The organism is Mucilaginibacter sabulilitoris, assembly GCF_034262375.1.
GTDB lineage: Bacteria > Bacteroidota > Bacteroidia > Sphingobacteriales > Sphingobacteriaceae > Mucilaginibacter > Mucilaginibacter sabulilitoris.
The window spans coordinates 5,246,415-5,272,730 of the sequence record NZ_CP139558.1; the positions used below are offsets into that span (position 1 = coordinate 5,246,415).

The following is a 26,316-nucleotide window of genomic DNA, read 5'->3' on the forward strand; positions in this document are numbered from 1 at the left end:
GTAAAAAAGCTGCCAATGGCAGCTTTTTTACTTTAATAACTTACATTTAGTTACAAATACTTTAATTATTTAATGAAATACAGCTATTGAGGGGAAGTAATACCCATTATAAGCAATGTCTTTTATTTGAGCTCCGGTTGCTGCGTTATAAATAACCAGATCATTAAAGGAGTAATTTGTAGTGAAGCCGGAATGTACTGTACTTACAATCAATTGATCACGGCCAACACTATAGCCAATGCCTGAGCCATACAACTCCCTGCCCGTAGGTATGGTTATAAACGGCGTAGTAAACGACGCACTGTTTGCTGCTGTATATTTATAAATTTGGGTACCGCCTGAGAATGTTCCGTTGCGTGCTATGAAAATTGCGTTTTCGGTGGTAGATGCTGTTATTGAACCAGGGTGCCATGCGGCCCATGAACCATATATCTGGAAAGGTACTGTTACGGTTTGTACTGCTAATGTAGCTGGGTCAATACGCACAAGCTGTGTGCCACCTGCAGCCCATACAGCGCCATCTTTGCTTTTTGTAAATGCAACCAACATGCCCGTAATTGTTTTAACAACAGCATTAGTCGTAGCATTAAGCACTACAACCCCATTTGATTGCGATAATACAAATACATAGTTACCTGCCTTTATCATGTCGCCAACCTGGCCGGTAACACCGCTAAGCTTAGTACCCAGTGCCAGTGTGCTTAAATTAATAGGATAAACACCTGAACCGGTACTTAAGAGCCCCTTTGCAGAATCGATACCTACAAAGGCCCTGAAATCATTACCGCTTTTGGCGGCAATGCGGGATATTTCTTTTAAGGTATGCGGATTGGCAACAACTAAAGGCCCGCCTACTTTGCTTACCAGGTACAACCTGTCGTTAAAAATTGTGCCGTATTGCAAGGTGCTTGTTGCTGGGTTAAGGTTTTTACCCGGGTTTTCTTTTGTAAAAAGACTATCAGATATAGTTCCGGTTCCATAATCATAAAAGCTTACTGTTCCGGTTCCGTGCCCGTACCAGCCTTCGTTTATCAGAAAAAAGCCATTGTCGTATTTTCCGGCAGCTTGTGTGGCAAGTGTTTTGGATGTACCCGAGGTTTCGGCAGGAACGGGAGTGTTGGCATCTTTGCTGCAGGAACTTATGATACCCATTAATAATACGGGCAAAACGTACGGTAGCTTTTTCAAGGTAGTTGTTAAATTTTTCATGCTGTTTTTAAGTGTTATTTATTGTTCAGATTTATTATTCATTTTAGTTTACCATACTCAGATCGGCTATGCCAAATACTTCGGTGGATTGCTCGCCGAGCCAGCCCATATCATATAGTATCCCGGTTTGTATCTTGATAAAATCAATGCCTTTGAGTTTTACCCTTTTGCCATCTTTATCAATAGCGTTGGAGATGTCAACCTTATCACCATCAAGGGTATTATCGGCATAACCATAGTCAAAAGCACGGCTGGTGATGTACTCCGGGTTGCTGTCGTCAACATTAGACGATGGTAGTTGAGTGCCGGTAAGGGTATATTGATTTGCGGTGATCCATTGCGGCCAGTATGGTTGCGTATTAAAAATATTCTTTTTTACAAATCCGGTATTTCCCTGGTTATCACTCCAGGCGATATCATCAGCATCTGAAGCTGGTTTGGTGTAGGTTACGGCGTAATTACGTATGTAACCCTCTTTACCATACTGACTGCCTTTTAATTCATACCAGGTATCATCGGGCTTGCCATTACCGTTTTCATCGGCCATTACCCAGATTACTCCCGGCTCCGCAAACATGTTAAAGGCATTACCATACACAATTATATCTTCCTTGTTGGATACGTTTAAAACCGTATGGTCAAACCCATATACCACGTAACCGCCGCATGCGCCCAGCGTTAACAGGTTGTCCTTGTTTTTTAAAATGAGCTTGGCCTCGTCAATGGTTCCAAAGCCGGTGTTAATAAACTGCCCCGGAGCAGGCATATATTCAAAAAACGAGGTAATATAAAGGTTACTGCCGGCTGTTGCAGACCGTATTGGCGCTTTGATATAGGGCATTCCGATGTATATAGTATCACGGCGGATAATGATACTGTCGCGCCTTACAATAACAATGGTGGTATCATTTTTTATAATGGTATCGCGCCGGATAAGGGTATCCCGTTTAACAAGGGTATCTACCCGGAGCTTTTCAACTTCGACAACTTCTTTTTTGCAAGATTGCATTAAAGCAAAGCCCAGCAAAACAATAAGCGGAATGAGCATGCTACGATTAAGGTTCAAGTGTTTCATTTTATAGGTTAATTGTTAATATTTTTTAATAAACAAATGCAAAGTGCCCGGGAATATCACCGGTTTGTACCGACCATTTTTTCTTCCCTTTTGGATCAAAGCAGTACAGTGTCCCCGGTGTTATATAATCTTTGGCATCGGTAACAAATACTTCTTTGGTAAACGGATTTACAGCAATGCCATAGGGTACGCGTATCTGCACTTCAGTTCCATCGGTAATAAATTTGCCGGGTATCACCGTTTCGTCCTTTACATTGAGCATGGTGTAGGTAGTGGTATTTTTGCCCGTTTTGTAACTAAATTCATAACTGTACATATAGGCGGTGTCGCCATCAATCCACAGGTTGCTTACGCCAAAATCAAAGCGCTTTTTAACCTGGTCGGTTTTGGTATCAATGACGAATAGTTTGGATGATATATCATAATAATCGCCGCGGGAGGTTACATATACATCGCCATATTTATCAGCCTTTACACGGTCGAGATTGATGGCAACGTCGATACGTTTCAGCTCGGTAAAAGTGGCCAGATCAATCACTGAAACCGTACGTTCATAATCCGGCGGGCTATATCCCCCTGAATTTGCCACATACATCTTTTCGCCTACTATGGCCATTTCTTCGGGCTGGCGGCCAATGGTTACCTTGCGGGTAATTTGCAGCGATGCGGTATCAATTTCATAAACAGCGCCATTAGGGGCATGCGGATCGCCCACTTTACCCAGATAGGCGCTAACGTAGGTACGGCCATTATGAAAAGTAACGTAGCGGCAGTTAGCGATATTGATGAGATTGATCCGCTTATTGGTTTTCAGATCGAGCACCTCAACCTTGTTGGAGTTGTTAACCACGATGTACACCTTTGAGCCGTATACGCCAACATCATTACCAACATCGCCCAAACCTTTTGGTATCTGTGGGTTAGCCGTTCCGTAGATATTTTTACGAAACGTTCCGGACAGGTAATCAAAATAATCAAGCGATGCCTTGCTGGAACCCATGTTACCTTCATCGAGCAGGTAAAAACCTTTGGCGTGGTTCACTAAAGTATCCCCCGCGCTGGTAGTGTCTTGCGGGGGAGTAACAACAGTCTCTTTTTCGGGAACCGGCGCCTGGTTTTTACGACAAGAACTGTAAATGAGGATGATACATCCTAATAAATACAGTATTTTATGATTTATACTTTTCATAGGTTTAAAAAGTTGAACTTATGGTGAAACGGTAGTTACGCTCGGGCATAGGATAGTTAAGCGTTATATAATTGTATTGGCTAAATACATTATTTACCTCGCCGGTGAGCCTGATTTTATGCTTATTATATGTGGTGGTATAGGAAAAACTCACATCACTGGTATACCAGGGCTGTAAGTAATTTTCGGGAGAGTTTACTTTTGAATCATACCGGCTGGCCACGTAAATGTAGCTGTAGTTAAAGGCAAACTTGCGCCATTCGGCACCAACCAATACCGAGCCGCTGTGAAGCGGGGTATAAGGTATCTGCTGCCGGTAATTAACATCGGTTGGATCGGTTACATCTATCGCTTTTTGATGGGTGTAGCTGATGCCCGTATTGATAAACACCTCACCGGGCAATTGCCATGTAGCCTGCGAATTTATTTCAAGTCCGCTGATGTGCACCAAACCGAGGTTGTACATCGTCCACCGGGCAAGATTGAGGCCCGGAATGGCTACTATTTTATCTTTTACCTGGTTATAATAGGCATCGGCCTGAACAGCGAAGTTGATGAGGGTATGCTGGCGAAAAGTTTTATTATAGGTAAAACCAAAATCGTACTGTTTGGTATACTCGGGCCGTAAAAAAGAGTTACCTATAAAGGTGTAATACAGATCGTTAAAAGTTGGCAGCCGGAAAATGCTTTTATAAAAACCTCTCAGCCTGAAATCGGGGTTATTAAGTGGCTGCCATGATAACAGCACCGTAGGCGTATATTTTGTTTTTTTACCCGCGGCCTGCAGCGTATCAACCTGGTCGTTTACAAACGTACCCAGCAAACTGGCCTGCGCGTTAAAACGCTTAAAATGTAGTTCGGTAGCCAAAACTGTTAGGATGGTATTGCGTACCGGGCGAACAAACCGATACAGGGCCGAGTCGTTCTGTGTAGCATCAAGGGAATTCCTCTGGTAATCGGCAGAAAGCGCGACGCTCCAAAAGGAGTTAATACGGAATTTATTAGCTGCCGACAGGTACAGTTCATGCTCATCATATTTATTTTCGAGCAGCCCCCTTGTAGTAGTTATTTCCGGATCAAAATAATGCGTATAATCGTCTGAGTACTTGGCGCCCAGCATCAGACTATAACTGTCGCTGAATTTTTTGTTATAGCCCGACTGTACAAAAACGTCCCTTTCCTTTTGCCGCTGTTTAGATTCAAAATTGTTATTTACCGTAGGCCCTGGCAATCCCCGGTCAGAATGGTACAGGTAACCTTTAAGTGTCCACGAGGCGCTGTCCTTCAGTTTACCGTATAACCCGGCTTCTACACGCTGCGCGTCAATATCCCCGTTATGCCTTATCGCTGTAGTATCATAACCAGTATTGCCATTGGTTGTTCTGAACTTGTACCGGCCGTTGGCATGCGTTACCTCGGTACTGATACTGCTGTATAAATTATCGCTCAACTTATATTGCCACAACAATGACGGATTTACCAACCCGAATGAACCTGTTTTAAAGCTGAGTTTACCATTGGTACGGCTGCCCGCTTCAAAATTGGGTTGTTTGGCAACCAGGTAAAGAGAAGCCCCTGCCGCGAAACCTTTGGCCGGTTGAAAAATGCTGCTTTTTTGCGCATTATACAGGTCTATTTCTTCAATATTATCAAGCGAGAATTTGCCGAGGTCGACCTGTCCATTCTGGGCGTTGCCAAATTCCACGCCATCATAAAAAACAGCTACGTGATTGGTGCCCAGGCTGCGCACGTTAATGGTTTTGAGCCCACCTATGCCGCCATAATCTTTTATCTGCACACCCGAAAAAAACCTGAGCGCATCGGCAACGGAAAGGCTGTTCAGTTTTTCGAGATCTGTGCCCCTAAGTATCTGCACTGGAGTGGCCGATATATTGCGGAGGGATAAGCGCGCGGCGCGTATGGAAACCTCCTTAAGATGGTGGTTTTTTAAGGTATCTTTTGATACTGATCGTGCTGTGTCTGAGTTTTGCGCCAACAGGTTGCCGCAAAACACTCCCTGCATTGCTACAAAGCAAACAGGTAAAACCAGCGTACGCAAATAATGGTACAGGTGTTGCAATATTTTCTGTTCGTAAAAAATTAAACAAACAGCAAACAGGGTATAACAAATGGAAATACGCGTGAGGTATCCTCATTCCAGCTTCAATCCCCGAAAGCTATGAATACATATAATGCAATGGCAGGTCTTCTGACTTACTCCCCGATATTCCGGCCTTCCCATCCGCACAAGGCGAAAAGTGGCTAAAGAATGGACATCGGTTAAAAAGAGCTTACAGCTGCGGGACAGTTCCGGAGTTACACCGGATTCCCTTTTAATCCCAAAACCAATTATGGTAATGGGAACCAAAAGCGATGCAAATATAGAAATAAAAAATACAGTGAAATTTATTTATTGATACCCCAAAGGAGGTAAAATAAGGGGGAATAAGATTAATCCCCCCTTTTAAAGAAAGACTAAACTTCCGCCGTTACGGCCTTCATTTTCTTGAGCGCGGTTTTAGCTACCAGCAAGGCATCCTGGGCATAATAGCTTTTATTAAACACTTCGCATGATATAATAAGTGGGCTCTGCGGCTTTTTAACCAATTGCAAAATACGTTTTACAGGAGCCACGCCGTCTCCAACATATACGCGGTCGGGCTCTGATATTTGCTCCGGGCTGATACCCGACGGATAATCATTTACATGAAAAATCTCCAGCGCAGGTTTGCCCACAAATTGCAAACTTTCTACCGCTGACTGGCCTTTATAAACGTGAAATACATCAAGCAGCACACGAGCATCGGCATCGCCGCATTGGATGGCCACATACATTACCTGGCTTATATGTTTAAGATTTACCGAGCCGCCCCACATTTCCAGTTGAGGCATTACGCCGGTTTCTCTACCCATTTTTAATATGGTGAGATAACGTTCGGTAATTACATCCAGGTTTATTACTTCACCTTTGGTGGCACCGGCCGGTGGGGCGGCTATTCTTTTGCAGCCAATTTTAGCCAGCAGCTCCATTTCGCCCTGCAGTTGTGTTAATGCCTGTTTGCGGGTCGCTTCGTCATCAACTATCCATTGGGCAAAGCCTATCGCGTTCTGTACCGTAATACCCAGCCCGTCAATTATCTTTTTAGCTTCAGCGGGTGTACCCCCATTTTTAAGATAAGTTTGCAGTGTATCCATCCATATCTCTACCGAAGTATAACCCGCTTTAGCTGCTGTTTCCAGCTCTTTAACAAAACCAAGGTTATGCCCCCTTATGGTGCTCATATTTAAGGAGTACAGAAAATCATGGTCATTTTTTTCCACTTTAATTGCTGCCGAAGCCGTGCCGCCCAAAGCAGCTGCGCCTGCCGCCAAACCAATAGTTTTTAACACTTGTCTTCTGTTTAATGAGTTATCAGCCATGGGGTATTGGTTAATAAGTTAAGCTTTTAATATAAGCAATGGTTACCGGTATCTGGGTACTGTATGACGGACTTTCATCTTCAATAAAATAATGCTTGATGCCAGCTTTTTTTGCCGCCTTTAACACTTCCGGTATATTGATCTGTCCTGTTCCCAGCGCCACATCGTTCCTAGTATCGGTGCCACCGGTTAAGTCATTAGCAACACCTTTCCTGATATCTTTCAGGTGCATCAGCTTCATGCGCGAAGGATACTTATTGATCAGCTGCGCCGGATCCTGCCCGCCATGAAATGACCATAGAATATCAATCTCAAACGACACATATTTAGGATCGGTATTTTTGGCAATATAATCAAACAGGGTTCCGTCTTCGTACTTACCAAATTCGTAACCATGGTTATGATAGCAAAAGGTAAGTCCGCTTTGTTTTAATATTTTACCAACGCGGTTAAAATCGGCTGCGGCTTTTTTGGCATCTTCCAGTGTAAATTCCTTTTTGTGAGGTATCCAGGCTACCATAACATAACTTGCACCCAATGTTTTAGCCATTTTCACCACGCTTTCTGGGTCTTTAACAATATCATCATATCCTGCACCTATGGATGGTATTTTGATACCACGCTCATCGCAGAGTTTTTTAAATTCCTCTTTGGGCATACCTTTAGGTCCCTCTCCTTCCAGTTCGGTTATGCCAAAGGCTTTAATGGTATCTAAAACAGCCGCAGTAGCCGTCGGCATACTACTACGGAAGGTGTAAGCCTGAACGCCAAAGGCGCTGGTAAAAAGTGGCTTGCCACTTTGAGCAAAGCCATGTGAGTGCCCCAAAGCCGCCGCAATCCAAACACTAAAGAAAACTGAATATCTTTTCATAAAAACAGGATTATATATTTTATCTATTGAAACTGGATATCTTTTAAACTCAATATACCATCACTTGGTTTGGTGTGTTTAATGGCAAAAAAGTAAATATCGTGCTTTCCGGATATTGTTTTTTGTACTTCCCCGGTTAACCAATTCGTTTTTTTCCAGTCGCCTGTTTCAGCATATTCGGCAGAACTGATCACCGGACCGGCCTGTGAATCAATACGCACCTCAATTTCGCCTGCGGCATCTTTTGAGGCATACTGATAAACAAACTTTTTGATGTTCGACAAGTCAACGTCTTTAAACATTACATACGATTTATGGTTACCTGCCGAAAGATCATCTTTAAACCGGTTAAAGCCCTTCAACTCATCAGCGTAAACTGCTTTTACATTGGCATTGCGCAGGGTAACTACATCCGTACCGGTTAATGGGCCAACTACCTTGCCCCCTTTATCGGTATATGATGCCAGTAAGGTATATTCTCCACGAGGCTCTGCGTCATTAAATTTAAGGTTTAATGTACCATGCAATGGTAAACGTATAGCCTTGTTCTTTTTGTCGGTCAGTGAAAAAATATATTTTACAATTTCTTTTGTATCAGCCGCAGATAATTGTGGGTGAGCGCTCATTACGTGCTCTGTCCCCCAGCTGCCTGCTCCGCCCGCAATAATCTTTTTTGATAACTTATCAGTTGATCCTTTTTGGGTTTTATACCTGTTGGCTATAGCTGTAAAGCTTGGCCCTACCGCTACTTTATTAATGGTATGGCACGACTTGCAATCGCTGGCCGCCATCAGCGCTTTGCCAGGGTAGCTCACCTCCGTGGCCGACAATGCCGCGAGGTTTTTAACCGTCTTATTATCGGTCGACGGCTGTGGATTGTAGATATAAAACAGCTTTACACGTTTAGGATCTATTACTTTATCCTCCTTGTCCTTAACCACTACATTATATTTAAACGGCTTGCCTTTCCATATAAACGATTCATTATCGGCACTGGCAATCCTGACAGATGGTACAGTATTACCTACTCTCACCATAATGGTATCCCTGCCAACCAGGCCAGCCTTATCCGTTACTTTAAGTATGGCTTTGTACGTTCCGGGTTTGGTATAGGTGTATTTGGCCGATGAGGTTGTCGCCCCAACGACTTTACCGTCAAACAGCCATTGATAGGTTATCTGGTCATCGTCGTCCAGGTCTTTACTGCCCTGGCCGTTAACACTAACGGTTAGCGGGGCCTGCCCGGCTATTTCTTTTTTAACCGGCATGGTTTTAAGTTCGGCAGTAAGATATTTGGTATGCTGATACAGTGATTGCATAGCCGTATCGGTTATACCTGCTTTGGCTATCGGGGCACGGTTGCCGGTGTTGTATTCAATTTTCACCAAACGGGCGTCCTCATTTTGAGCTCCGTAAACTGAGCCGTATTCGAGCATATAAAACACGCCATCCGATCCAAATTGCATGTCTATTGGCCGCCTGAAATCTCCTGTTGATGGCATGAATGATTCATTACGCAAATAATTTTCGTTCTCATCAAACCGCAGATCAATTACCCAGTTACGCATCCAGTCGGCCACAAACAAAGCTCCGTCATAGTATTCTGGGAATTTGTTGGGATTTTTCACATTAGCATTGTACTCATAAAAATCGCCGCCTATGGCACATCTGCCGCCCATTCCCAGTTCAGGAAACTCGTCGGACGAGGCATAAGGGTACCAGATCATGGCCGGTGTAGCCGGTGGCAACACATTTAAACCGGTATTGTTTGGTGAATTATTTACTGGTGCTTTAGGATCAAAATTTGGACCCGGTGTCGCGTTCACAAAATCCCAATGCGAGTAGGCAAAGTTATTGCCCACAAAATATGGCCAGCCAAAGTTACCCGCCTTTTTGGCCTGGTTAAATTCATCATATCCCCGCGGTCCGCGTGGCGAATCTTTACCGGCATCGGGCCCTATCTCGCCCCAATACAGCACCGAGGTTTTAGGATTTACCGCAATACGGTAAGGGTTACGGCAACCCATTACATAAATTTCAGGTTTGGTTTTAGCAGTCCCTTTCGGAAAAAGGTTTCCTTCGGGGATGGTATAAGTGCCATCGGCTTCGGGATGGATACGGAGTATTTTACCTTTAAAATCATTGGTATTACCGGCGCTGCGTTGTGCGTCAAGACTGTAATGCTCCTGACCCGGACGTTCGTCTAAAGGTGCATACCCATCCGAAGGGAAAGGGCTTGAGCTATCGCCGGTTGACAGGTACAGGTTACCTTCCTTATCCCAGGCTAAAGAACCGCCATGATGCGCGCCGCTTACTTTTTGCACCGGTACTTTGAGCAATATTTTTTCGGAAGCAAGATCAAGCACATTCTGCGGGCTCAGCTTAAAACGCGACAACTGAAAATTAAGCGGCTCCACAGTTTGCCCCGCCGGCATATAATAAATGTAAACAAACTGATTGGTATCAAATTTAGGGTCGAGAGTTAAGCCGATTACCCCGGTACCACCCTCATACGTAATAGGGAATTTACGGATAACCTTAAATTGTTTGGTTTTTGTATTGTAAACAGAAAAGTTCCCCATCAGTTGCGTAAAGAAAACGCGGCCATCGTTAGCAACCGCCAGTTCCATAGGCGATGCGATATTGTTCACCAGTACGGTCTTTACAAAGCGGCTTTGATCGGGTGCTACTTTAGAATATGATTTGCTGTAATCTAGAGGCTTACCATTGCCCATGGCGTATTTGATACCGCCAAGCAATTGTCCTAAAAATAACGGATCGCTGTAGCTTTCGTCGGTATGGCCGCAACCGGAATAAAATGAGCGGCCGCCGTCAAACTCATGGTACCAGGTTATTGGGTGATCGGCGCCATTGGTGCCGCCATCATAGGTATTTTCGTCTAAACTGGCCAGAACATGTATGCCGCTATAAATGGATTTATAGTTATACCATTCGTCGGTACGCTCCCACCTGGCGGGGAGGTTAGCGGTTATGGGATTGGTTCTGTCGGTAACGTCAATAGTGGCCTTGCGGATGTTGGAATTATTGGGGTGGCTGGAAAAATAAGCACCTACCAATTTGCCATACCATGGCCAGTCGTATTCGGTATCGGCCGCGGAGTGCACTCCGGCAAAGCCGCCACCCGCTTGTATATAGCGTTCAAAAGCCGCCTGTTGTACAGCATTAAGCACGTTACCCGTTGTACAGTTAAACACAACGGCCTGGTATTTTTTTAAATTGTCGTCATTAAAGTTCTCAGCATTGGTTGTGGTATCAACCTCAAAACCGTTCTCCTTACCCAGCTTTTGAATAGCAGCTATACCAAAAGGGATACAGGAATGGTGCCAGCCAAGCGTTTTTGAAAAAACCAGGATGCGTGGTTCGGAAGCCGGCTTTTTAAAGGAATACAGCGCGAAGCTAAGCCCAGCCAATAAAAGGCAGGTGAGTTTTAATTTTAATGACATAATGTGAGATTTAGTTGATGTTTCAATCAAATCAACCGGCACATCAATCATCCATAAACAGCGCTTTTACAGCGGAATTTATACGCGACGCTAAAAAAGCACTATGCAATGATAAATACTACCGGTTAATTAATTGGTTATTACAATATTAACATTTATTGTGTATTAAATACACCAATAAACAATTCTTTAAATATTGTAAGTAAATTGTTACCTGCAATTTACCCGGTAGTGCAAGCTCCAATTAGTTAAGTAAAGTTTATCTCAATGCTTGTTCAATTCTTTTTCAATGCGTTCCTGTAATTGTTTCTTATATTTTTCATCCAGTTTTAATTCATTGGCCTGGGATGAATGGAAAAGCCCATGAACCATACGGTTAATAAGTATGCTTTGCCGTTCAAATATTTTGCAAACGTTACAACCTGCCAGGTGAATTTTCAATTCCAGCTTTTCGCGGGCAGATAGTCCCAGTATTTGTTTACGCTCAATTAACAGTGTAGCCTTACGGCAGTTATAAGCTATTTTAGTTATTTCATCCATAGTAATATTTCTTTAAATCCAGTTTTTTTGAAGGCACTCCCGCAGGTTAAGCTTGGCCCTGTGAATAATAACCCAAAAATTAGCAGATGTAACTTTAAGCTCTTTACAAATAACATCGGTGGCTTCATCGTCCATGTGTTTCATGGTAAAAACAGAAAGCCAAAGCGTTGGCAGCTTCTTCATACATTTTTGAAGAATATTATTAAACTCCTTACTGGTTATCAAATCTTCCTGCTCAACCCCAAATTCCTTTGGCCGGTGGGCCACGTTCCAGTGACCATCTTCATGGTCAAAGAAATCATCCTGTTGCTGTTCTGCTTCGGCAACTTCTGTTTTTTTGGCAAATGCAGAAGATTTTTTGCGATAAATATCAATTACCTTATTTTTTAAAATGGCGGTAAGCCAGGTGCGTTCAGAACTATTCCCTTTAAACAGGTGAACTTTTTCTAAAGCCGCCAGAAATGTTTCCTGCACCAGATCCTTCGCCAATTCTTCGTCATTAATACGGGTATAAGCGTAGGTGTACAAATAATCCGCGTAAAGTTCTACCCACTTACCCGGATCAACAGATGCGGTAGCGAACAGATCGGCTGTTGTATAATTATCGTTTGACATAATTTGGTTAAAAGCTGGCTATTTATATTTTTTTCAGATCATTTTTTGGCTTAGTCGTACCGGGGCCGGTTTCCTTACAATATTTTTTTATTTTTTGTAAGGCTTGGGTTTTATAAGCGATAAAGGATAAAGTTGAGAGAAGAGCTTTGGGTATTATTAAAGAGCTTTTAAAGTGACTATGAGGTTATTAAAACACGCGTAGTTAATCCAAAACACAGTCTTTAAAAATACGCTGTCTGATAATCTTATAATCTAAAGTATCACAGTTCAAAAATCCCATAGTCTCCTAAATCCTGCAAATTCCGGTTACCTTTGCAGGTAATGGATTATTTCAAAAAGCTCCTCGACCTGCTGAATAAAGAAAAGGAGGAGGACCGTAACGCTTATCTTAAACTAACTGAAAATACATCAGCCGCAGACCGAAGACTACAGGGGCTTTCCTGGTACCCCATCGCCATAAGAGGTACCGAACCCGGCAGAGGCGATTATATTAATGTAGAAGTTGAGCGCACCACGCATAGGGATATGGCGCACCAATTCCGTTTTGGCGTACCTGCGGCCCTGTTCTCCAATCATGATCCTAAAAACGACCGGGTAGAAGGTATTATCACTTACCAGGGCGGCGATCGCCTTAAAATTACTTTATATACCGAAGAATTGCCCGACTGGAGCCGCGATGGTAAGCTTGGCATCGACCTGCTTTTTGATAACAACAGCTATGATGAAATGCAGAAAGCGCTTAAACAGGCTTCGGCATTGGTAGCTAAACCTCAGGAAGGCAGGCTGATCAATATCCTTACCGGTGAAAAATCACCGGTTTTCAGTACCATACCACCTCTATCTGTTCCTGGTTTAAACGTACCGCAAACTGAGGCGGTTCAAAAAATAGTTTCGGCGCAGGATCTGGCCATTGTTCACGGCCCTCCGGGTACGGGCAAAACTACCACATTGGTACAGGCCATTAAAGCGCTCTTTCAGCAACATCAAAAACAAATACTGGTGGTTGCCCCAAGCAACACCGCAGTTGACCTGCTGAGCGAAAAACTAACCGACGAGGGCCTGAATGTATTACGCATAGGCAACCCGGCCCGGGTATCTGAAAAATTATTCTCACTGACGCTTGATAGCAAAATGGCCGAGCATCGGGATAACAAGGAGGTTAAGAAGCTAAAAAAGCAGGCCAGCGCCTATAAAGACATGGCGCATAAGTACAAGCGGAGTTTCGGCAAAGCGGAGCGAGACCAGCGCAAAGCCCTGTTTAACGAGGCCCACAAGATTATGAAGGATGTTGCCAATACCGAGCAATTTATTATTGATGACCTTGTGGCCAAAGCTCAGGTAATTACCGCAACTTTGGTAGGCGCCAATCATTATACTGTGCGCGATGTTCAGTTTGATACCGTAGTTATTGACGAGGCCGGCCAGGCACTTGAGCCGGCCTGTTGGATCCCAATGCTGAAAGCTCAAAAAGTAATCCTGGCAGGCGATCATTGTCAGCTTCCCCCTACCATCAAATCGGCAGAAGCGGCCCGGAACGGATTGAGCACTACCCTGCTTGAAAAATGTGTAGCCTTGCATCCAGAAGCAGTGGTGTTACTGGATGAACAGTACCGCATGAACGAAGCCATTATGGGCTTTTCGTCGGGCGTATTTTATCATAATAAGCTCAGGGCACATACTTCGGTAGCTCAACGATTGTTATTCCCGGATGACAAGCCGGTTTCCTTTATAGACACTGCAGGCTGTGGTTATGATGAACAACAGGAAGGCACCAGTCTGGCAAATCCCGAAGAAGCGGTATTTCTGTTGAAGCATTTAAATATCTTAATCAATAACCTGAACAAGTTTAACGATTTTCCAACCATAGCCATTATCGCTCCATATAAAGAACAGATCAGGGTATTGAACGAGCTATTGGCGGCCAACCCGGAATTGGTTAAGTATAGCAATTATATATCGGTAAATACGGTTGATAGTTTTCAGGGACAGGAACGCGATGTGGTTTATATCAGCATGACGCGCAGCAATGCCGAAGGTGAGATCGGTTTTTTATCTGATATCAGGCGTATGAATGTGGCATTAACCCGTGCTAAAAAGAAACTGGTTGTTATTGGCGACAGCTCCACCCTAACCCGCCTGCCTTTTTATGCCGATTTTATTGATTACACAGAACGCCTGAATACTTATGAAAGCGCATGGACGTATGCCGGTGACTAAGCTATTGCAACTGTGCTATTTTTCACATTAATTACACAATTATTTAATTAACGCAAACGTTACCGGAGATAAATACGCCATTTTATGGCATTTTAGTGCATTTTTATACTTACCTTGTCAAAAACCAACGACAAATAAATACGTAATAAATACACTAAGCCTATGCCCCCTCTTAAAACTTTAGGACAATTCATCATTGAAAAACAATCCGACCACCCTTATGCCAAAGGTGAACTATCCAGACTACTGCGCGACATTGGTATAGCTGCAAAAATTGTTAACCGGGAAGTGAACAAGGCAGGCCTTGTTGATATGCTTGGCCAGGCAGGCAGTACCAACATTCAGGGCGAAAGCCAGCAAAAGCTCGATATTTATGCCAATGAGCAATTTATAGCAGCCCTGAAAAGTGGCGGCGAATGTTGCATTGTAGCATCAGAAGAAAACGAAGAAATAGTGATGCTGGATACCGACGTTTCGTTGGATGCCAAATATATCGTAGCTATCGACCCGCTCGATGGTTCGTCCAATATTGATGTAAACGTATCTGTAGGTACCATTTTTTCTATATACAGAAGGCAAAGCACCGTAGGCAGGGCTACCCTTGACGATGTATTGCAAAAAGGGCTTAACCAGGTAGCAGCGGGTTATATTATATATGGCACCTCAACCATGCTGGTTTATACCACTGGCCGGGGTGTTAACGGCTTTACACTTGACCCATCCATTGGTGAATTCTGTCTTTCGCACCCAAATATGCAAATTCCTAAAACCGGTTTCGTATACTCTATTAATGAAGGTTATTACGTACATTTTCCGCAGGGTGTAAAATCATACATTAAATATTGCCAGGTTGAAGATGATGCTACTCATCGCCCCTACAGCTCGCGCTACGTTGGCTCTATGATAGCCGATCTGCACCGCAGCATGATAAAAGGGGGGATTTTTATTTACCCGGTAACGGCGGCCACACCCGGTGGAAAGCTGCGTTTGGTTTACGAATGCAACCCCATGTCGTTCATTATTGAACAGGCCGGGGGCCGTGCGACCAATGGCAAAACACGCATTTTAGAACTGGAAGTTAACTCGCTGCACCAGCGTACCCCCATTTTTATCGGCTCCGAACAAATGGTGCTAAAAGCCGAAGAATTTATGGCAGAGAGCGATGAAGATCAGCTAAGTATTGGTTTGGTTGGATAGGTAGCCTCACCATTGTCATCCTGAGGAACGAAGTATCTATTCGCGAGCTATACAAGCCGCAGAATAGATACTTCACTCCGTTCAGCATGACAAGTTTAAGATTTAGAGAGGGCTCACAGCCACCGGCCCTACGGAACAAAGCATGCCATCGGCAAAGCTTTGGTACTGGCTGCAATTTTTACGAAAAAGCCCTGCCAGGTGCCTGGCGGTTTCTTCATAGCTATAAGGATCTGCCCAGGTATTCACCGGGTTTAACATACCAGAAGGTACACCAGGGCACCATGCCGGTATCATCAGATCAAAAACAGGAAGCTTTTGGTAAGGTACGTAATCCAGCTGTCCTTTAAGAGCGGCTTTGATCATTGCCCTGGTATAGCTCAGTTTTATACGTTCGCCGGTACCGTAGGAGCCGCCTGTCCAGCCGGTATTAACCAGCCATACATTTAACGGATATTTGTCCAGTTTTTCGCCAAGCATTTCAGCATATTTCATGGGATGCAATGGCAAAAAAGCCCGTCCGAAACAAGCCGAAAAGGTGGCTTCGGGTTCGTTGATACCAAACTCCGTTCCGGCAATTTTTGCGGTATATCCCGATAAGAAGTAATACATGGCCTGCGCCTTGTTTAATTTGGCAATAGGCGGCAGTACGCCAAACGCGTCGGCGGTAAGGAAAAATATATTCCGCGGCACATCACCTACAGCCGGGTTTACGGTGTTGTTGATATGACTTAAAGGATATGATAAGCGGATATTTTCGGTTTTTGAGATATTGTTAAAGTCAACCGTTTTGGATAGCGGATAAAAACAAACATTTTCTAAAAGCGCCCCGCGTCTCAAAGCTTCATAAATTTGGGGTTCCTTTTCGGCGCTCAAGCCGGCTATCTTGGCATAACAGCCTCCCTCAAAGTTAAAAACAGAGTTCTCGCCCCAGCCATGTTCGTCATCACCTATCAATTGCCGTTCGGGATCGGCCGAGAGCGTTGTTTTGCCGGTGCCCGATAAACCAAAGAAAATTGCTGTATCTCCATCTTCACCCTTATTGGCGGCGCAGTGCATAGGCAGTATATTTTGCTGGGGCAGAATAAAATTCAACACAGCAAACACGGCTTTTTTGATTTCGCCCGTATAGCCCGTACCCCCTATCAAAATAGTTTTCCGGGTAAAATTAATAATGGAAAAATTATGCTGCCGGGTGCCATCAATAAAGGGATCAGCTTTAAATCCCGGAGCCGATATAATTGTCCATTCCGGCTCAGTATCTCCATCCGGACGCAGGAACAGATTATAGGCAAACAAATTCTGACTGGCTGTTTCGGTTACTACCCGCAATGTTAAACGGCTGTTTTTTTCGGCACCAACCATGGCATCCCGTACAAAAACAGCACGCTGATTAAGATAATCAACAACCTTAGTGTACAGACAATCAAACACTTCTGTACTGATCGGTATATTAATATCGCTCCACCAAACGGCGTCTTTTGTCAGGCTGTCGGTAACAATAAACCGGTCTTTAGGTGAACGCCCGGTAAATTCACCGGTATCGATAGCCAATACATGCTGATCAGTTAAATCGCCCTCTCCACGCTTCAGAGCCTCTTTTATTAAGTTTTCAGGAGTTAATTGACAATGGGTTTCCTGAGCGATGTTACGCCCAGGAAGCCCCAATTGCATTGCTGCATTTTTATTAGTGATTTGTCCCATATCACATTAAATTTAAAATTGGTTAGGACAAAACTAAGATTCCAAAAATGTATTTCAAAATACATAATCACTGATAATCAATAACTTGTATTCAATACACTAAGTTGTTTACAATTACTAATCAAGCAGTTAGCACGATAATTCACAATGAATTATTATTGAAATATTTATTGCTGTAATATTGACATAAATGGCTCAAAATCATTTATTATACATCATTTTCACAAATTTTGTACTGATAATTACAGCATTTATACTTTTATTTAAACCATACTGTTTGCGTGAAGGCACCATTTGCGGCTGCGTCCCAAACTTCCAAACGTGCCCAGGTCCTCCCTTTCATATCTATGGGTACATTAAAAGTTTGCGCTCCAAACGCTTTAGTGTAATCAAGGTTAACGCGTTTTCGGTATACCTTTTTACCATCACCGGATACAATCTCCGCAAAACCCAGCGGAAATGTCCAATTGGCTTTGAACGTTACCTTACATTTACCATCTGCCGGCAATGTTATAGTTTCGCCAGACTGGCGGCCATTCACTTTAAAATCTGTGATCAGTACTTCTCCTGTGGTCGAAAAGAATTTGCCTTGCTGCAATACATCCAATACGGGCTGCCAGCCATCCTTAAAATCGGGCTGTTTATTGAGCTGTATGTAGTTTACGTTGAGGTGCGCGTACATCTCGTTTTCGGGTTCAATGCTGAACAGATCCGCTTCCGCCAGCACTTTTTTCTTTAGTCCCCAATTATTCATATCATCCAGCAGGTCGAGTGTACGCTTGCCCAGTCGGGGTTGCGACAGATCGGCCGGGAGGGCTTTCCAGGCAGCGCCAAGAAACCTGTCCGATTTATAAAATGCCTCTTCCTTATAAGTATCCGGGAAACCGGTTGAACCTTTGGTACGGGCATGCGCTGTCCAGGCCAAACCATTCTCGGCTTTAAGCAGGGCCAGCATGTCATTTTTGTCGCCTATGTGGTATATTTTTCCATGTTCGGCATCGGTGGTTTCAAATGGGGTCCCGGGTTTACGCGACATGATCCAGTAAACCGGTTTTGGAAAAAACTCCAGCCAGTGACCGCCGAAAAATTCATTGGGCTCCTCTCCGGGTAACAACAAAAAGTTGGGAGATGATAACCGCCTGCATTGGTCAAATAATGATTTTAGCTCCAGTAAACGCTGTTCGTCCGGTCCTTTAGGGTGGGCCGTATAATGAAACTCGGCCAGGTGAACAATATTTACGCCCAACCTTTTAAAAACACTAACAAACGATGGACTATCGGGCACAGGTTTACCGGCCAGCACCACACTCATAATAAATTCATTATGAAAATGGCTCGCCATGGTTTTATAGCCTTGCAATGGTTTATAGCTATCGTTGTGAGTGTATTGTTTAACGTTTGTAAGCAGTTCCGCAGCATCTCCTGTACTAAGCAGGCAAAAGAAATTAAGTCGTTGTTTTGTACCCGGAGGCGCGTTAAACCAGGGTACATAACGTTTATCGCCATTTAACTCCTGCCTTATGCCTAGACCGTAACCTTTAAGCATGTTACGATAGTTATTGCCGTACCAGACAAACTTTAAGTTAAAGGCTTCATCAAGCGGGTAAAAATATTGGTGCGGCGCCGGGAACACGGCTATGCTTCCGCCTGTGTTGGAGCCAATAATGGTTCTGTATTTTACAGCGAGGTTTTTCGCGGTATCGGGTTGGTTAACATCATTTGCCTGTAAGTGTTCATACACATCGCTCCAGCTTACTTTTTTCACGGGCGATTGTTTGGCCACTAATCCGGCATCGTAAAGTATGGCAGTAGAATCAACCTGTGTGGATATTACAGCTGCTACATTAAAAAGCGGCTGACCATTGTACAGGGTAATCTCCAGATCCCCTTTAAAATTCGGCGCTTCAACGCCGCCTATGATTACGGTAGTACGCGAGCCTGATGTACTTATGCTGACATTCTTTTTATTAAAATCAACCCTATAAGAGTGATGAGGCTTTGAAGGGACTTTATCAAAAAATATGTTCCACCCGTTTTGCGATATAAGGTCGCGCTTACCTTCAGTAAGTATAAACTGCGGGTCAACATCACTAATAATCTGTTGATATACACCGTTTTTACTCAGCTGAATGTTATGAAACAATGCAGCATCTTTCTTCAAATTAAGCACCAGGCGACCATTACCATTATTACCTGTCGGCCAGGTAAGTGTAACAAGATCATTGTCTGTTTTTACGCTTACGCCCGATTTTGGACTGAAATTTTTAATGTTAATACCTTGCGCTCCGGCTTTGTTACTAAACATTAACAAAACCAGACTACCTATTGCTAAGTATTTAAATTGAAGATGCCTCATTGTAAAATTGTTAAATTATTGGCTAACTACAGGCCAGCCGTTTTTATACTGAATAGGACTTATACACATTACCCTGCCTTTTTCTTGATGCACTATTTCAATAGCGTGGTAGGCTATAAAACGGTTGCCTTTCTCGTCCTGAAATATAGAGTTATGGCCAGGGGCCGTGTACATTTCATTCTTTACCAGGATAGCACTATTTAGCGAATTATTGCTCTCGCCAAGGCGCACAAACGGGCCAAAAGGGCTACTCGCTTTGGCTATCATTACTGCATAATTTGCCTTATCACCGCAGCAATTATCCCCTGAGTAGTATAGGTAATAAATACCCTTATAGTAATCAAGCCAGGAACCTTCAATAAGGTTACTGTAAGTTTTATCTTTCCCAGGATATACTACTGCTACCGGCGAACTGCCCGATTTAAAAGCCGACCAATCGTCTGTCATTTCCTGTACACGCAACGGCTGAAAATCCGAACCCCAGTACAGCAAATGCTTACCTGTTTGGGGATCAACAAAACCTTTGGGGTCAATAGACTGAAAACCCTTTCCTTTTAACAGAGGTTCGCCCTTATCAATAAATGGCCCAAGCGGATTATCGGCATAAGCAACTGCCAAACACTTCCCGGTGAGCTCATTTGGATCCGCTGAAAAAATCATTACAAACTTGTTCAGTTTGGTGTCAAAGAAAACATCGGGCGCCCAAAAATTATGCGTATTCGATGCCCATTTTGGTTTTTGTGGCAAGGCATCACCCTCATATTTCCAGACAAGACCATCGGCAGACGATGCAACCTGTATATTCATCGTTTTGCCATTATTGCCGCCCTGTGTAGCGTAAGCATAGTATTTATGGCCTACCCGAATAACGGTAGGATCGGGAAAATTCCGATCCAATACCACTTTAATTTTGCCTGCAGCCGCTTGCTGTGCATAACCATGGTTATTTATTCCGCCTATGGCTATCAGCACAAATAAATATTTAAGTAGGATTTTCATAATAATCTGCACACTTGAAATCTACTTGCCCCTGTTGGTTAAACTTTTTATCAGCTCGGTTTCTTCGGGCTTGTATGGAGTACCGTCTTTGTGAAAGATATCGTGGAACCATAATTTAGGCTCGCTTCCGTCAGGCATTGGTGTATCCCAGGCGTAAATAGTATTGGTTTTTCCCGAAACAAAACCCCAGTTGATAGCACCTACATTTTCTTTTTTTAGCATAGGCAGCACGGTACTGAACAGGCTATTACGCGGACGTGCCATGTATTCGGTACAAATAAGCGGACGGCCCATCATTTTAAGAAACTGTACGGTTTTCAGGTGTTCGGGCTCTGTGGTATAGTCATGATAGGTTATCACATCTGAATTGGCCACCTGGTATGCATTCAAAGTTTCCAGTTTCCAGCTCCACACACCTGCGCTTACCGGCTGCGTTGGGTTTACTTCCCTTGCCCATTTAAACACGTTTTTTAACAAAGGCAATGATTTATCGCCTTTACCGGAGTTGCCCGGCTCATTATACAAATCCCAAAGCAATATCCTTTTATCGGCCGAAAAATGCTTTAATACATCTTTTACATATTTTTCAAGTGCCGGGAAATTGGCTGGATTTTCAGAGGCCGGCTGACCTGGATCCTGCATCCAGCCTGAGTTATGGATACCAGGTTTTGGCTCGGGTTGCTTACCAATTTTGGCTTCCTTGTTCCAGCAATCGTCAAAAAACACAAACATGGTTTCAATACCGTGCTTGCTGGATATGGTAAGATATTGATCCATCCGTTTTTTAAAACCTTCAGGATCCTGCTGCCAGGCAAGGTGGTGCAGAAACACACGCATTACGTTCATGCCAATGCCCTGTGCATAACCGAGTTCTTTATCTATCGTTTTAGGGTCGAAAGTATCGGCCTGCCACATTTCCAGCTGATTAATAGCCGTACTGGGTATAAAATCGGCACCTACCAGCCATTGATGCTGTGCATACCATGTTTGTGCTTTTTGCGTGGGCCATACCTGCGCCGGCGCCTTTTGCTGGGCCGAAACCTGCATACTGAATGGCAGTAGTAAGGCGGCAGCTAATAGTTTTAATTTAGTTTGCATTGTTATAGTATTTATAGTTTTAATTGGGCTTATTAGTTAAGCTGCCTTTTATCATCCAAACAGCATTATAGTTATTATAGGCATTGGTTGATGTAAGCGCGATCACGGTATCGTCATTAAGTACACATAGTGAGTTCCACAAACCGTGCTTGCCAACAGGGACATTAAAAGGCGTGGCCACATTTACAAAGTTTTCGCCTTTATTATTGCCTACAGCTACCTGCATACAGGCCAACTCCCAATTGTGCCCGCGGTTCATAGTGCTTTGGTACGATAGAATGGTTTGCCCGTTGTGTAGCTGACGTAAGTATGGGGCGCCCGCGTAAACGGTATCGGGTAGTGCAGGTATTAACGCATAGGAACGCTTAGAATCATTGGCACCGACCGGTTTTTTCCAGTTTTGTGCAAAGCTGTTACGGATAATTGACGGCTTAAACTGGCCAGTGGCATTATCTTCTATAGAAAACAATATTTCCCGCGTTCCCTTCAGAATAATGGGCACGGGCATCCCGTCGCGGTGATGAGGTCTGAATGAAACTATCTCGGGCTGCTTTGTCCAGGTTAATCCATTATCTTTTGATCTGAATATGGATATATTTTGCTCGTTCGATTGTGTGTAAACACCCTCGTTAGAAAAGTACAATTGAATTTCGCCGGATGGAAGCTGTAACTGGGATGGCTCCCAGCAGCCGTCATCAAACTGATAGCTTGCCTCATATATCAACCGTTCGTCCCGCCAGGTTTTGCCTCCGTCATAGCTTTTTTTGGTGCAGATAGCAAAATGCTTTGTAGTATCCAAAATACCATTTATCTTATGCGGACGGGGATTATAAGATGCCAACAAAGAATGATCTTTTAACTCCAATATTTCCGGCACGGCCATGCTGACGCCCGGAACCGCGGGAGCAACAATTACGGGTTCAAGCCAGGTTTTACCCAAATCAGTACTGGCTATACACTCCACTCCACCCGCACGCTCGTAAACACAAAACAAACTACCGTTGCTAAGCTGTATCATGCGGGCATAATTTGCGCTCTTAGTTCCTGTAAGTGGAGCTATTTGCTTTAAGGATGATTGATCCCATGAGATATCTATTTGCTTTGGATGCTGCTTAAAAACCTGTTTATGCTGCGCCTGCACCAAGTGCGGCGCGAGTATAAAAATTAACCAGATCCTAATTTTTACCATTATGAGTTATATCTTGTTATCTAAAAATTATTTATCATCTACATCGGCAAGCCAAAAATTAAATGGCTTATCCCTGTCGCAGGTTAAAGTGCCGTTATTAAACTCCAATTCGGCAGCGTGTATAGAAGTGCGTTTGGTTGAATAAGAATAGCACCCGTCTTGGTCAAGTCCGCCCTCATCCTGGTGCGTTTTACGGCCGGGATGCGTGAAGTAAATGATATAGGCATGTTCGCCGCTTATCACTACATCGGCATGTGCACCGGTCGGTGTATCTTCGGGGCGATGACCTGGTGTGTCAAGCACAAGCCCCTGCTGTTCCCATGTTTGTGCGTCTTTAGAACGATAAACACGCTGGCCTTTCCACTCGTCTGTTATCATCCAGTAATAATTTTTAAACCGGAATATTTTAGGTCCTTCATGCGACTTACCACCGATTGCGGGTTTATCATCAACTTTCCAGTTTACAAAGTCGGTGCTTTGGGCCGTTATAGTGATGCTGCCCAATTTCTGATCTTTATACCACATGTGCCATTTGCCATCTGGAAATTTCATCAGGGTTGGGTCGATGATATTATGATCGGGCAGGTTAAGAGGACCTTCATATTTCCAGTCCCATAGGTTTTTGCTGGTATAATGTACAAGGTGCGCGTCGCCGCCCCAATTGCTGTAAACTCCGCGAATGTAAACCACAAACATGTGGTAAACACCTCTTTCATAAACTACATCGGGCGCCCAAAAAGTATTCTGGCCCTGTTCAAATTCCAGCTTTAAGGCACCTTTGTAAACCCAGGTATGCCCATGGTCTTTGGAGGTAGCTACACCAATTGCCGAACCATAACAATAAGCCACACCCGGCGACTGTACATTAGCCCTGCGCTGGGTGTATAGCATCGTCCACTCCTTTTCGGTGCGGTTATAAGCCAGTACCGGGTCGGCTGCGCCATCATATATAGGATCGCGAAAAAGAGGCGACGGCGGCGGATTGGTAACCGCCTTATCTTGCGCCTGTGCCTGGATGTTGCACAGCAATAGCAGGGTTAAGCACTTAAAAACAGCTTTCAATTTAAATGTATTAAGTTCAACGTCTGTTTACTCCGTTACCGGGAACGAAGCAATCCTTAACCTTGCCCCTCCCATAGGCACCAGTGTTAGCTCTGAAACTGGCTCAGCTGTTTTAACCGGGCTTTGAGGTAACACACCGCAAAGGCCATACTGGTCAATTGTCCAGCCGGGAATCTTCTTTCCTTTAGCTTTAAGTTCAATAGGCGCGTTAGTGTTGGTAAAAGGATTATCGTCTTTAGGCCAGCTGCGATGAACGATCTCGAAAGATTTTTCGGGATGCTTTTCATCAAGTACCAAGCCATAGTTCCATGGTGAGGCCGCATGAATTTCATAAGATGGCCATTTTCCCGGATCAGCAGAGGGTTGCCAGTGCGAATCGCCCTGGGTTGCCTCCCTGCCATCTTTCTCGGTATATTGCTCATCAATTTTCAACGAATAAGTTAGCGGACCATAATTTACACTTACGCTATTTTTGTTAGCGGTCCATTGGCGCACTTGTAATTGCATCGGTAGCTGCAGGGTTATCTTATCACCATTTTTCCAGGTTTTAGATAACCTGATGTAGTCGCCGGTGCTGGTGTTCACTTCCACGCTCTTGCCATTTATTTTTACGGTAGCTCCCTTACACCATGCAGGTATGCGCAGGTACAATGGAAAGCTTACGGCTTTTGGCGTATTAACAGTTACGTTCACCTGATCTTCAAACGGATATCTGGTAGTTTCAACAAGGTTTACCTGTGTACCATTACCTACTTTGGCAGTAACTTGTCCCTGTGTGTACAGTTCGGCGGCTAAGCCATTATCGGGTGTAGCCATCCAACGGTTTTCGGCATAATACACCCAGCCCGCGGCATGGTTATGCTGGCAGCAACGGCTACTAAAAGGGTTCATCATTAAAAATGGCCCTTCGTTGGCAATACCCGGATGATGGTCTTTACTATCGCTTACCACCATATTGGGCGCGGTTAAATAGCGTAACGAGCGGTAATCGGGCATAAAGGCCGCAGGGAAAGTATTGAATGCTACATCCTCGCAATTCTCGGCCCAGAAACGGTCGCCGGTATTGCCGAGCAACATTTGGTCTGACGTCATTTGCTCAACCATACCGCAGGTTTCTACCGCCTGGCGAGGATCATCGTAACCTTTGCGCGCATTTTCATCGGCGCCAAACATACCACCCGGAACCTGACCATATATAGCACGCACGAGTTTAAAATCATTATAGGTAGCATCCAGATCTTTAGGGTCATGGCTTTGCAGGTAATAAGTAGCCGGTTCCCTGAAACACTGAGCCACGTTTACGTTGTGCCAGTTGGGCAGATCATTAACCTGGCGCCAGTTGGCTGTATTCTTATCGAGCTTGGCGGCCAGATCAAGCAGGAATTTATCGCCGGTACGGTTATACAACCAGTATACGCTGGTCATGTTATCGCCGCCGCGGCTGTTTTCCCAGTAATCTTCTAAAAATTGATCATCGGGTATAGATAACTCATACTTAAAGTACTTAGTCATAAAAGGTATCACCCGCGGATCTTTAGTAAACTCATAATATGATTGCAGGCACCATAACATTGGCATGTTTGTCCACAGGTCGCGGTTGCCCTTATTCTTCCTGTCGGGGCCAAAATCGCCGTTATCGCGCTGGTTATTCAGCACCGCGTCTATCCAGAATTTAGCTTCGGCAATCATTTTTTTATCGCCCAGCATATAGCCGATGTTGGCATAGCCTTTCAGCCAGTATGGCAGTTCTTCCCAACCATATTTACCAGTGCCTTCCTTATTTAACCAGGCATTATCTGTTTTAGATAACCATACACTTATTTCGCCCAGGTTACCGGTAAGGCCATCACGCTGCAGTTCAAGCGCTTTTTTTAACCAGCCTCCGGCTTTAATACTCCCCACAGGCAATTTGGTAAAATACTGCTTTTGCAGCGGAGCGCGGTTATTTACGTAAAACGCATTTAGCTGCTGGTTATCAATTTTAGTTACCGTTGTAGCCTTAACAGCGGTTTGAGCTGTGGCGGCATACACGCCCGAACAAACCAAAGCGGTTGTAAAAAAGAGGCTTTTTTTAAGGTAGTTTATTTTGTTTTTGAAGTGCATAATAAGTTCAT

The 26,316-nt window shown here is 44.0% G+C and carries 18 protein-coding genes and 1 riboswitch; of the genes, 2 read left to right on the top strand and 16 right to left on the bottom strand.

Annotated elements, in window-relative coordinates; genetic code table 11:
• Window positions 1–69 precede the first annotated feature (69 nt).
• The 9 genes from SNE25_RS22570 to SNE25_RS22610 all read right to left on the bottom strand — a co-directional run bounded on the left by SNE25_RS22570 (window position 70) and on the right by SNE25_RS22610 (window position 12,383).
• Window positions 70–1,209, bottom strand: coding sequence for a DUF5074 domain-containing protein (locus SNE25_RS22570; RefSeq protein ID WP_321561275.1), 1,140 nt, complete (start codon window positions 1,207–1,209; stop codon window positions 70–72).
• Between the two features lie 43 nt (window positions 1,210–1,252).
• Window positions 1,253–2,284 carry a cell surface protein gene (locus SNE25_RS22575; RefSeq protein WP_321561276.1) on the bottom strand — a complete coding sequence of 344 codons (1,032 nt, stop codon included), beginning with the start codon at window positions 2,282–2,284 and terminating at the stop codon, window positions 1,253–1,255.
• Between the two features lie 25 nt (window positions 2,285–2,309).
• Window positions 2,310–3,473, bottom strand: a complete 1,164-nt coding sequence (locus tag SNE25_RS22580; protein ID WP_321561277.1) for a YncE family protein — start codon at window positions 3,471–3,473, stop codon at window positions 2,310–2,312.
• A gap of 4 nt (window positions 3,474–3,477) precedes the next feature.
• Window positions 3,478–5,553: a TonB-dependent receptor plug domain-containing protein gene (locus SNE25_RS22585; RefSeq protein WP_321561278.1), complete on the bottom strand. Its 2,076-nt coding sequence runs from the start codon at window positions 5,551–5,553 to the stop codon at window positions 3,478–3,480.
• Between the two features lie 102 nt (window positions 5,554–5,655).
• Window positions 5,656–5,858, bottom strand: a riboswitch (cobalamin riboswitch).
• A gap of 90 nt (window positions 5,859–5,948) precedes the next feature.
• Window positions 5,949–6,893, bottom strand: coding sequence for a sugar phosphate isomerase/epimerase family protein (locus tag SNE25_RS22590; protein ID WP_321561279.1), 945 nt, complete (start codon window positions 6,891–6,893; stop codon window positions 5,949–5,951).
• A 10-nt stretch (window positions 6,894–6,903) separates the two neighbouring features.
• Window positions 6,904–7,764 (bottom strand): sugar phosphate isomerase/epimerase family protein, encoded by an 861-nt coding sequence (locus tag SNE25_RS22595; RefSeq protein WP_321561280.1) that lies wholly within the window; start codon window positions 7,762–7,764, stop codon window positions 6,904–6,906.
• A gap of 23 nt (window positions 7,765–7,787) precedes the next feature.
• Window positions 7,788–11,228, bottom strand: coding sequence for a ThuA domain-containing protein (locus SNE25_RS22600; protein ID WP_321561281.1), 3,441 nt, complete (start codon window positions 11,226–11,228; stop codon window positions 7,788–7,790).
• A 264-nt stretch (window positions 11,229–11,492) separates the two neighbouring features.
• The gene (locus SNE25_RS22605) at window positions 11,493–11,768 is read right to left on the bottom strand and encodes a hypothetical protein (protein ID WP_321561282.1); all 276 of its coding nucleotides are present in this window, start codon (window positions 11,766–11,768) and stop codon (window positions 11,493–11,495) included.
• Window positions 11,769–11,780: 12 nt separating this feature from the next.
• Window positions 11,781–12,383 (bottom strand): sigma-70 family RNA polymerase sigma factor, encoded by a 603-nt coding sequence (locus SNE25_RS22610; protein ID WP_321561283.1) that lies wholly within the window; start codon window positions 12,381–12,383, stop codon window positions 11,781–11,783.
• A gap of 321 nt (window positions 12,384–12,704) precedes the next feature.
• On the opposite strand from SNE25_RS22610, the gene SNE25_RS22615 reads away from it, so the two are divergent.
• Together SNE25_RS22615 and fbp are read left to right on the top strand one after the other, a co-directional pair.
• Window positions 12,705–14,600 (top strand): AAA domain-containing protein, encoded by a 1,896-nt coding sequence (locus SNE25_RS22615; RefSeq protein WP_321561284.1) that lies wholly within the window; start codon window positions 12,705–12,707, stop codon window positions 14,598–14,600.
• 162 nt (window positions 14,601–14,762) lie between these two features.
• Window positions 14,763–15,797, top strand: coding sequence for a class 1 fructose-bisphosphatase (fbp, locus tag SNE25_RS22620; protein ID WP_321561285.1), 1,035 nt, complete (start codon window positions 14,763–14,765; stop codon window positions 15,795–15,797).
• A gap of 102 nt (window positions 15,798–15,899) precedes the next feature.
• Here fbp and pckA read toward each other — a convergent pair whose 3' ends face one another.
• From pckA to SNE25_RS22655, 7 genes are all read right to left on the bottom strand, one after another.
• Complete coding sequence (gene pckA / locus SNE25_RS22625) at window positions 15,900–17,498, bottom strand: phosphoenolpyruvate carboxykinase (ATP) (protein WP_321561286.1); 1,599 nt, start codon at window positions 17,496–17,498, stop codon at window positions 15,900–15,902.
• Between the two features lie 259 nt (window positions 17,499–17,757).
• On the bottom strand, window positions 17,758–19,854 hold the full coding sequence (locus tag SNE25_RS22630; protein WP_321561287.1) for a CehA/McbA family metallohydrolase domain-containing protein: 2,097 nt from the start codon (window positions 19,852–19,854) through the stop codon (window positions 17,758–17,760).
• Window positions 19,855–19,869: 15 nt separating this feature from the next.
• Complete coding sequence (locus SNE25_RS22635) at window positions 19,870–20,853, bottom strand: glycoside hydrolase family 43 protein (RefSeq protein WP_321561288.1); 984 nt, start codon at window positions 20,851–20,853, stop codon at window positions 19,870–19,872.
• A 21-nt stretch (window positions 20,854–20,874) separates the two neighbouring features.
• Window positions 20,875–21,951 carry a cellulase family glycosylhydrolase gene (locus SNE25_RS22640; protein WP_321561289.1) on the bottom strand — a complete coding sequence of 359 codons (1,077 nt, stop codon included), beginning with the start codon at window positions 21,949–21,951 and terminating at the stop codon, window positions 20,875–20,877.
• 19 nt (window positions 21,952–21,970) lie between these two features.
• Entirely contained in the window at window positions 21,971–23,140 is a 1,170-nt protein-coding gene (locus tag SNE25_RS22645) for a sialidase family protein (RefSeq protein ID WP_321561290.1), read from the bottom strand.
• 27 nt (window positions 23,141–23,167) lie between these two features.
• A complete protein-coding gene (locus tag SNE25_RS22650; RefSeq protein ID WP_321561291.1) occupies window positions 23,168–24,202 on the bottom strand; it encodes a glycoside hydrolase family protein in 1,035 nt (344 codons plus the stop codon).
• 27 nt (window positions 24,203–24,229) lie between these two features.
• On the bottom strand, window positions 24,230–26,305 hold the full coding sequence (locus SNE25_RS22655; RefSeq protein ID WP_321561292.1) for a beta-L-arabinofuranosidase domain-containing protein: 2,076 nt from the start codon (window positions 26,303–26,305) through the stop codon (window positions 24,230–24,232).
• Window positions 26,306–26,316 lie beyond the last annotated feature (11 nt).

Bases quoted from the DNA above. Each gene is read 5' to 3' on its own strand.
- SNE25_RS22600 (WP_321561281.1), bottom strand. From the start codon at position 11,228: ATGTCATTAAAATTAAAACTCACCTGCCTTTTATTGGCTGGGCTTAGC.
- SNE25_RS22590 (WP_321561279.1), bottom strand. From the start codon at position 6,893: ATGGCTGATAACTCATTAAACAGAAGACAAGTGTTAAAAACTATTGGT.
- SNE25_RS22630 (WP_321561287.1), bottom strand. From the start codon at position 19,854: ATGAGGCATCTTCAATTTAAATACTTAGCAATAGGTAGTCTGGTTTTG.
- fbp (WP_321561285.1), top strand. From the start codon at position 14,763: ATGCCCCCTCTTAAAACTTTAGGACAATTCATCATTGAAAAACAATCC.
- SNE25_RS22640 (WP_321561289.1), bottom strand. From the start codon at position 21,951: ATGCAAACTAAATTAAAACTATTAGCTGCCGCCTTACTACTGCCATTC.
- SNE25_RS22655 (WP_321561292.1), bottom strand. From the start codon at position 26,305: ATGCACTTCAAAAACAAAATAAACTACCTTAAAAAAAGCCTCTTTTTT.
- SNE25_RS22570 (WP_321561275.1), bottom strand. From the start codon at position 1,209: ATGAAAAATTTAACAACTACCTTGAAAAAGCTACCGTACGTTTTGCCC.
- SNE25_RS22635 (WP_321561288.1), bottom strand. From the start codon at position 20,853: ATGAAAATCCTACTTAAATATTTATTTGTGCTGATAGCCATAGGCGGA.
- SNE25_RS22575 (WP_321561276.1), bottom strand. From the start codon at position 2,284: ATGAAACACTTGAACCTTAATCGTAGCATGCTCATTCCGCTTATTGTT.
- pckA (WP_321561286.1), bottom strand. From the start codon at position 17,498: ATGGGACAAATCACTAATAAAAATGCAGCAATGCAATTGGGGCTTCCT.
- SNE25_RS22595 (WP_321561280.1), bottom strand. From the start codon at position 7,764: ATGAAAAGATATTCAGTTTTCTTTAGTGTTTGGATTGCGGCGGCTTTG.
- SNE25_RS22645 (WP_321561290.1), bottom strand. From the start codon at position 23,140: ATGGTAAAAATTAGGATCTGGTTAATTTTTATACTCGCGCCGCACTTG.
- SNE25_RS22615 (WP_321561284.1), top strand. From the start codon at position 12,705: ATGGATTATTTCAAAAAGCTCCTCGACCTGCTGAATAAAGAAAAGGAG.
- SNE25_RS22605 (WP_321561282.1), bottom strand. From the start codon at position 11,768: ATGGATGAAATAACTAAAATAGCTTATAACTGCCGTAAGGCTACACTG.
- SNE25_RS22580 (WP_321561277.1), bottom strand. From the start codon at position 3,473: ATGAAAAGTATAAATCATAAAATACTGTATTTATTAGGATGTATCATC.
- SNE25_RS22610 (WP_321561283.1), bottom strand. From the start codon at position 12,383: ATGTCAAACGATAATTATACAACAGCCGATCTGTTCGCTACCGCATCT.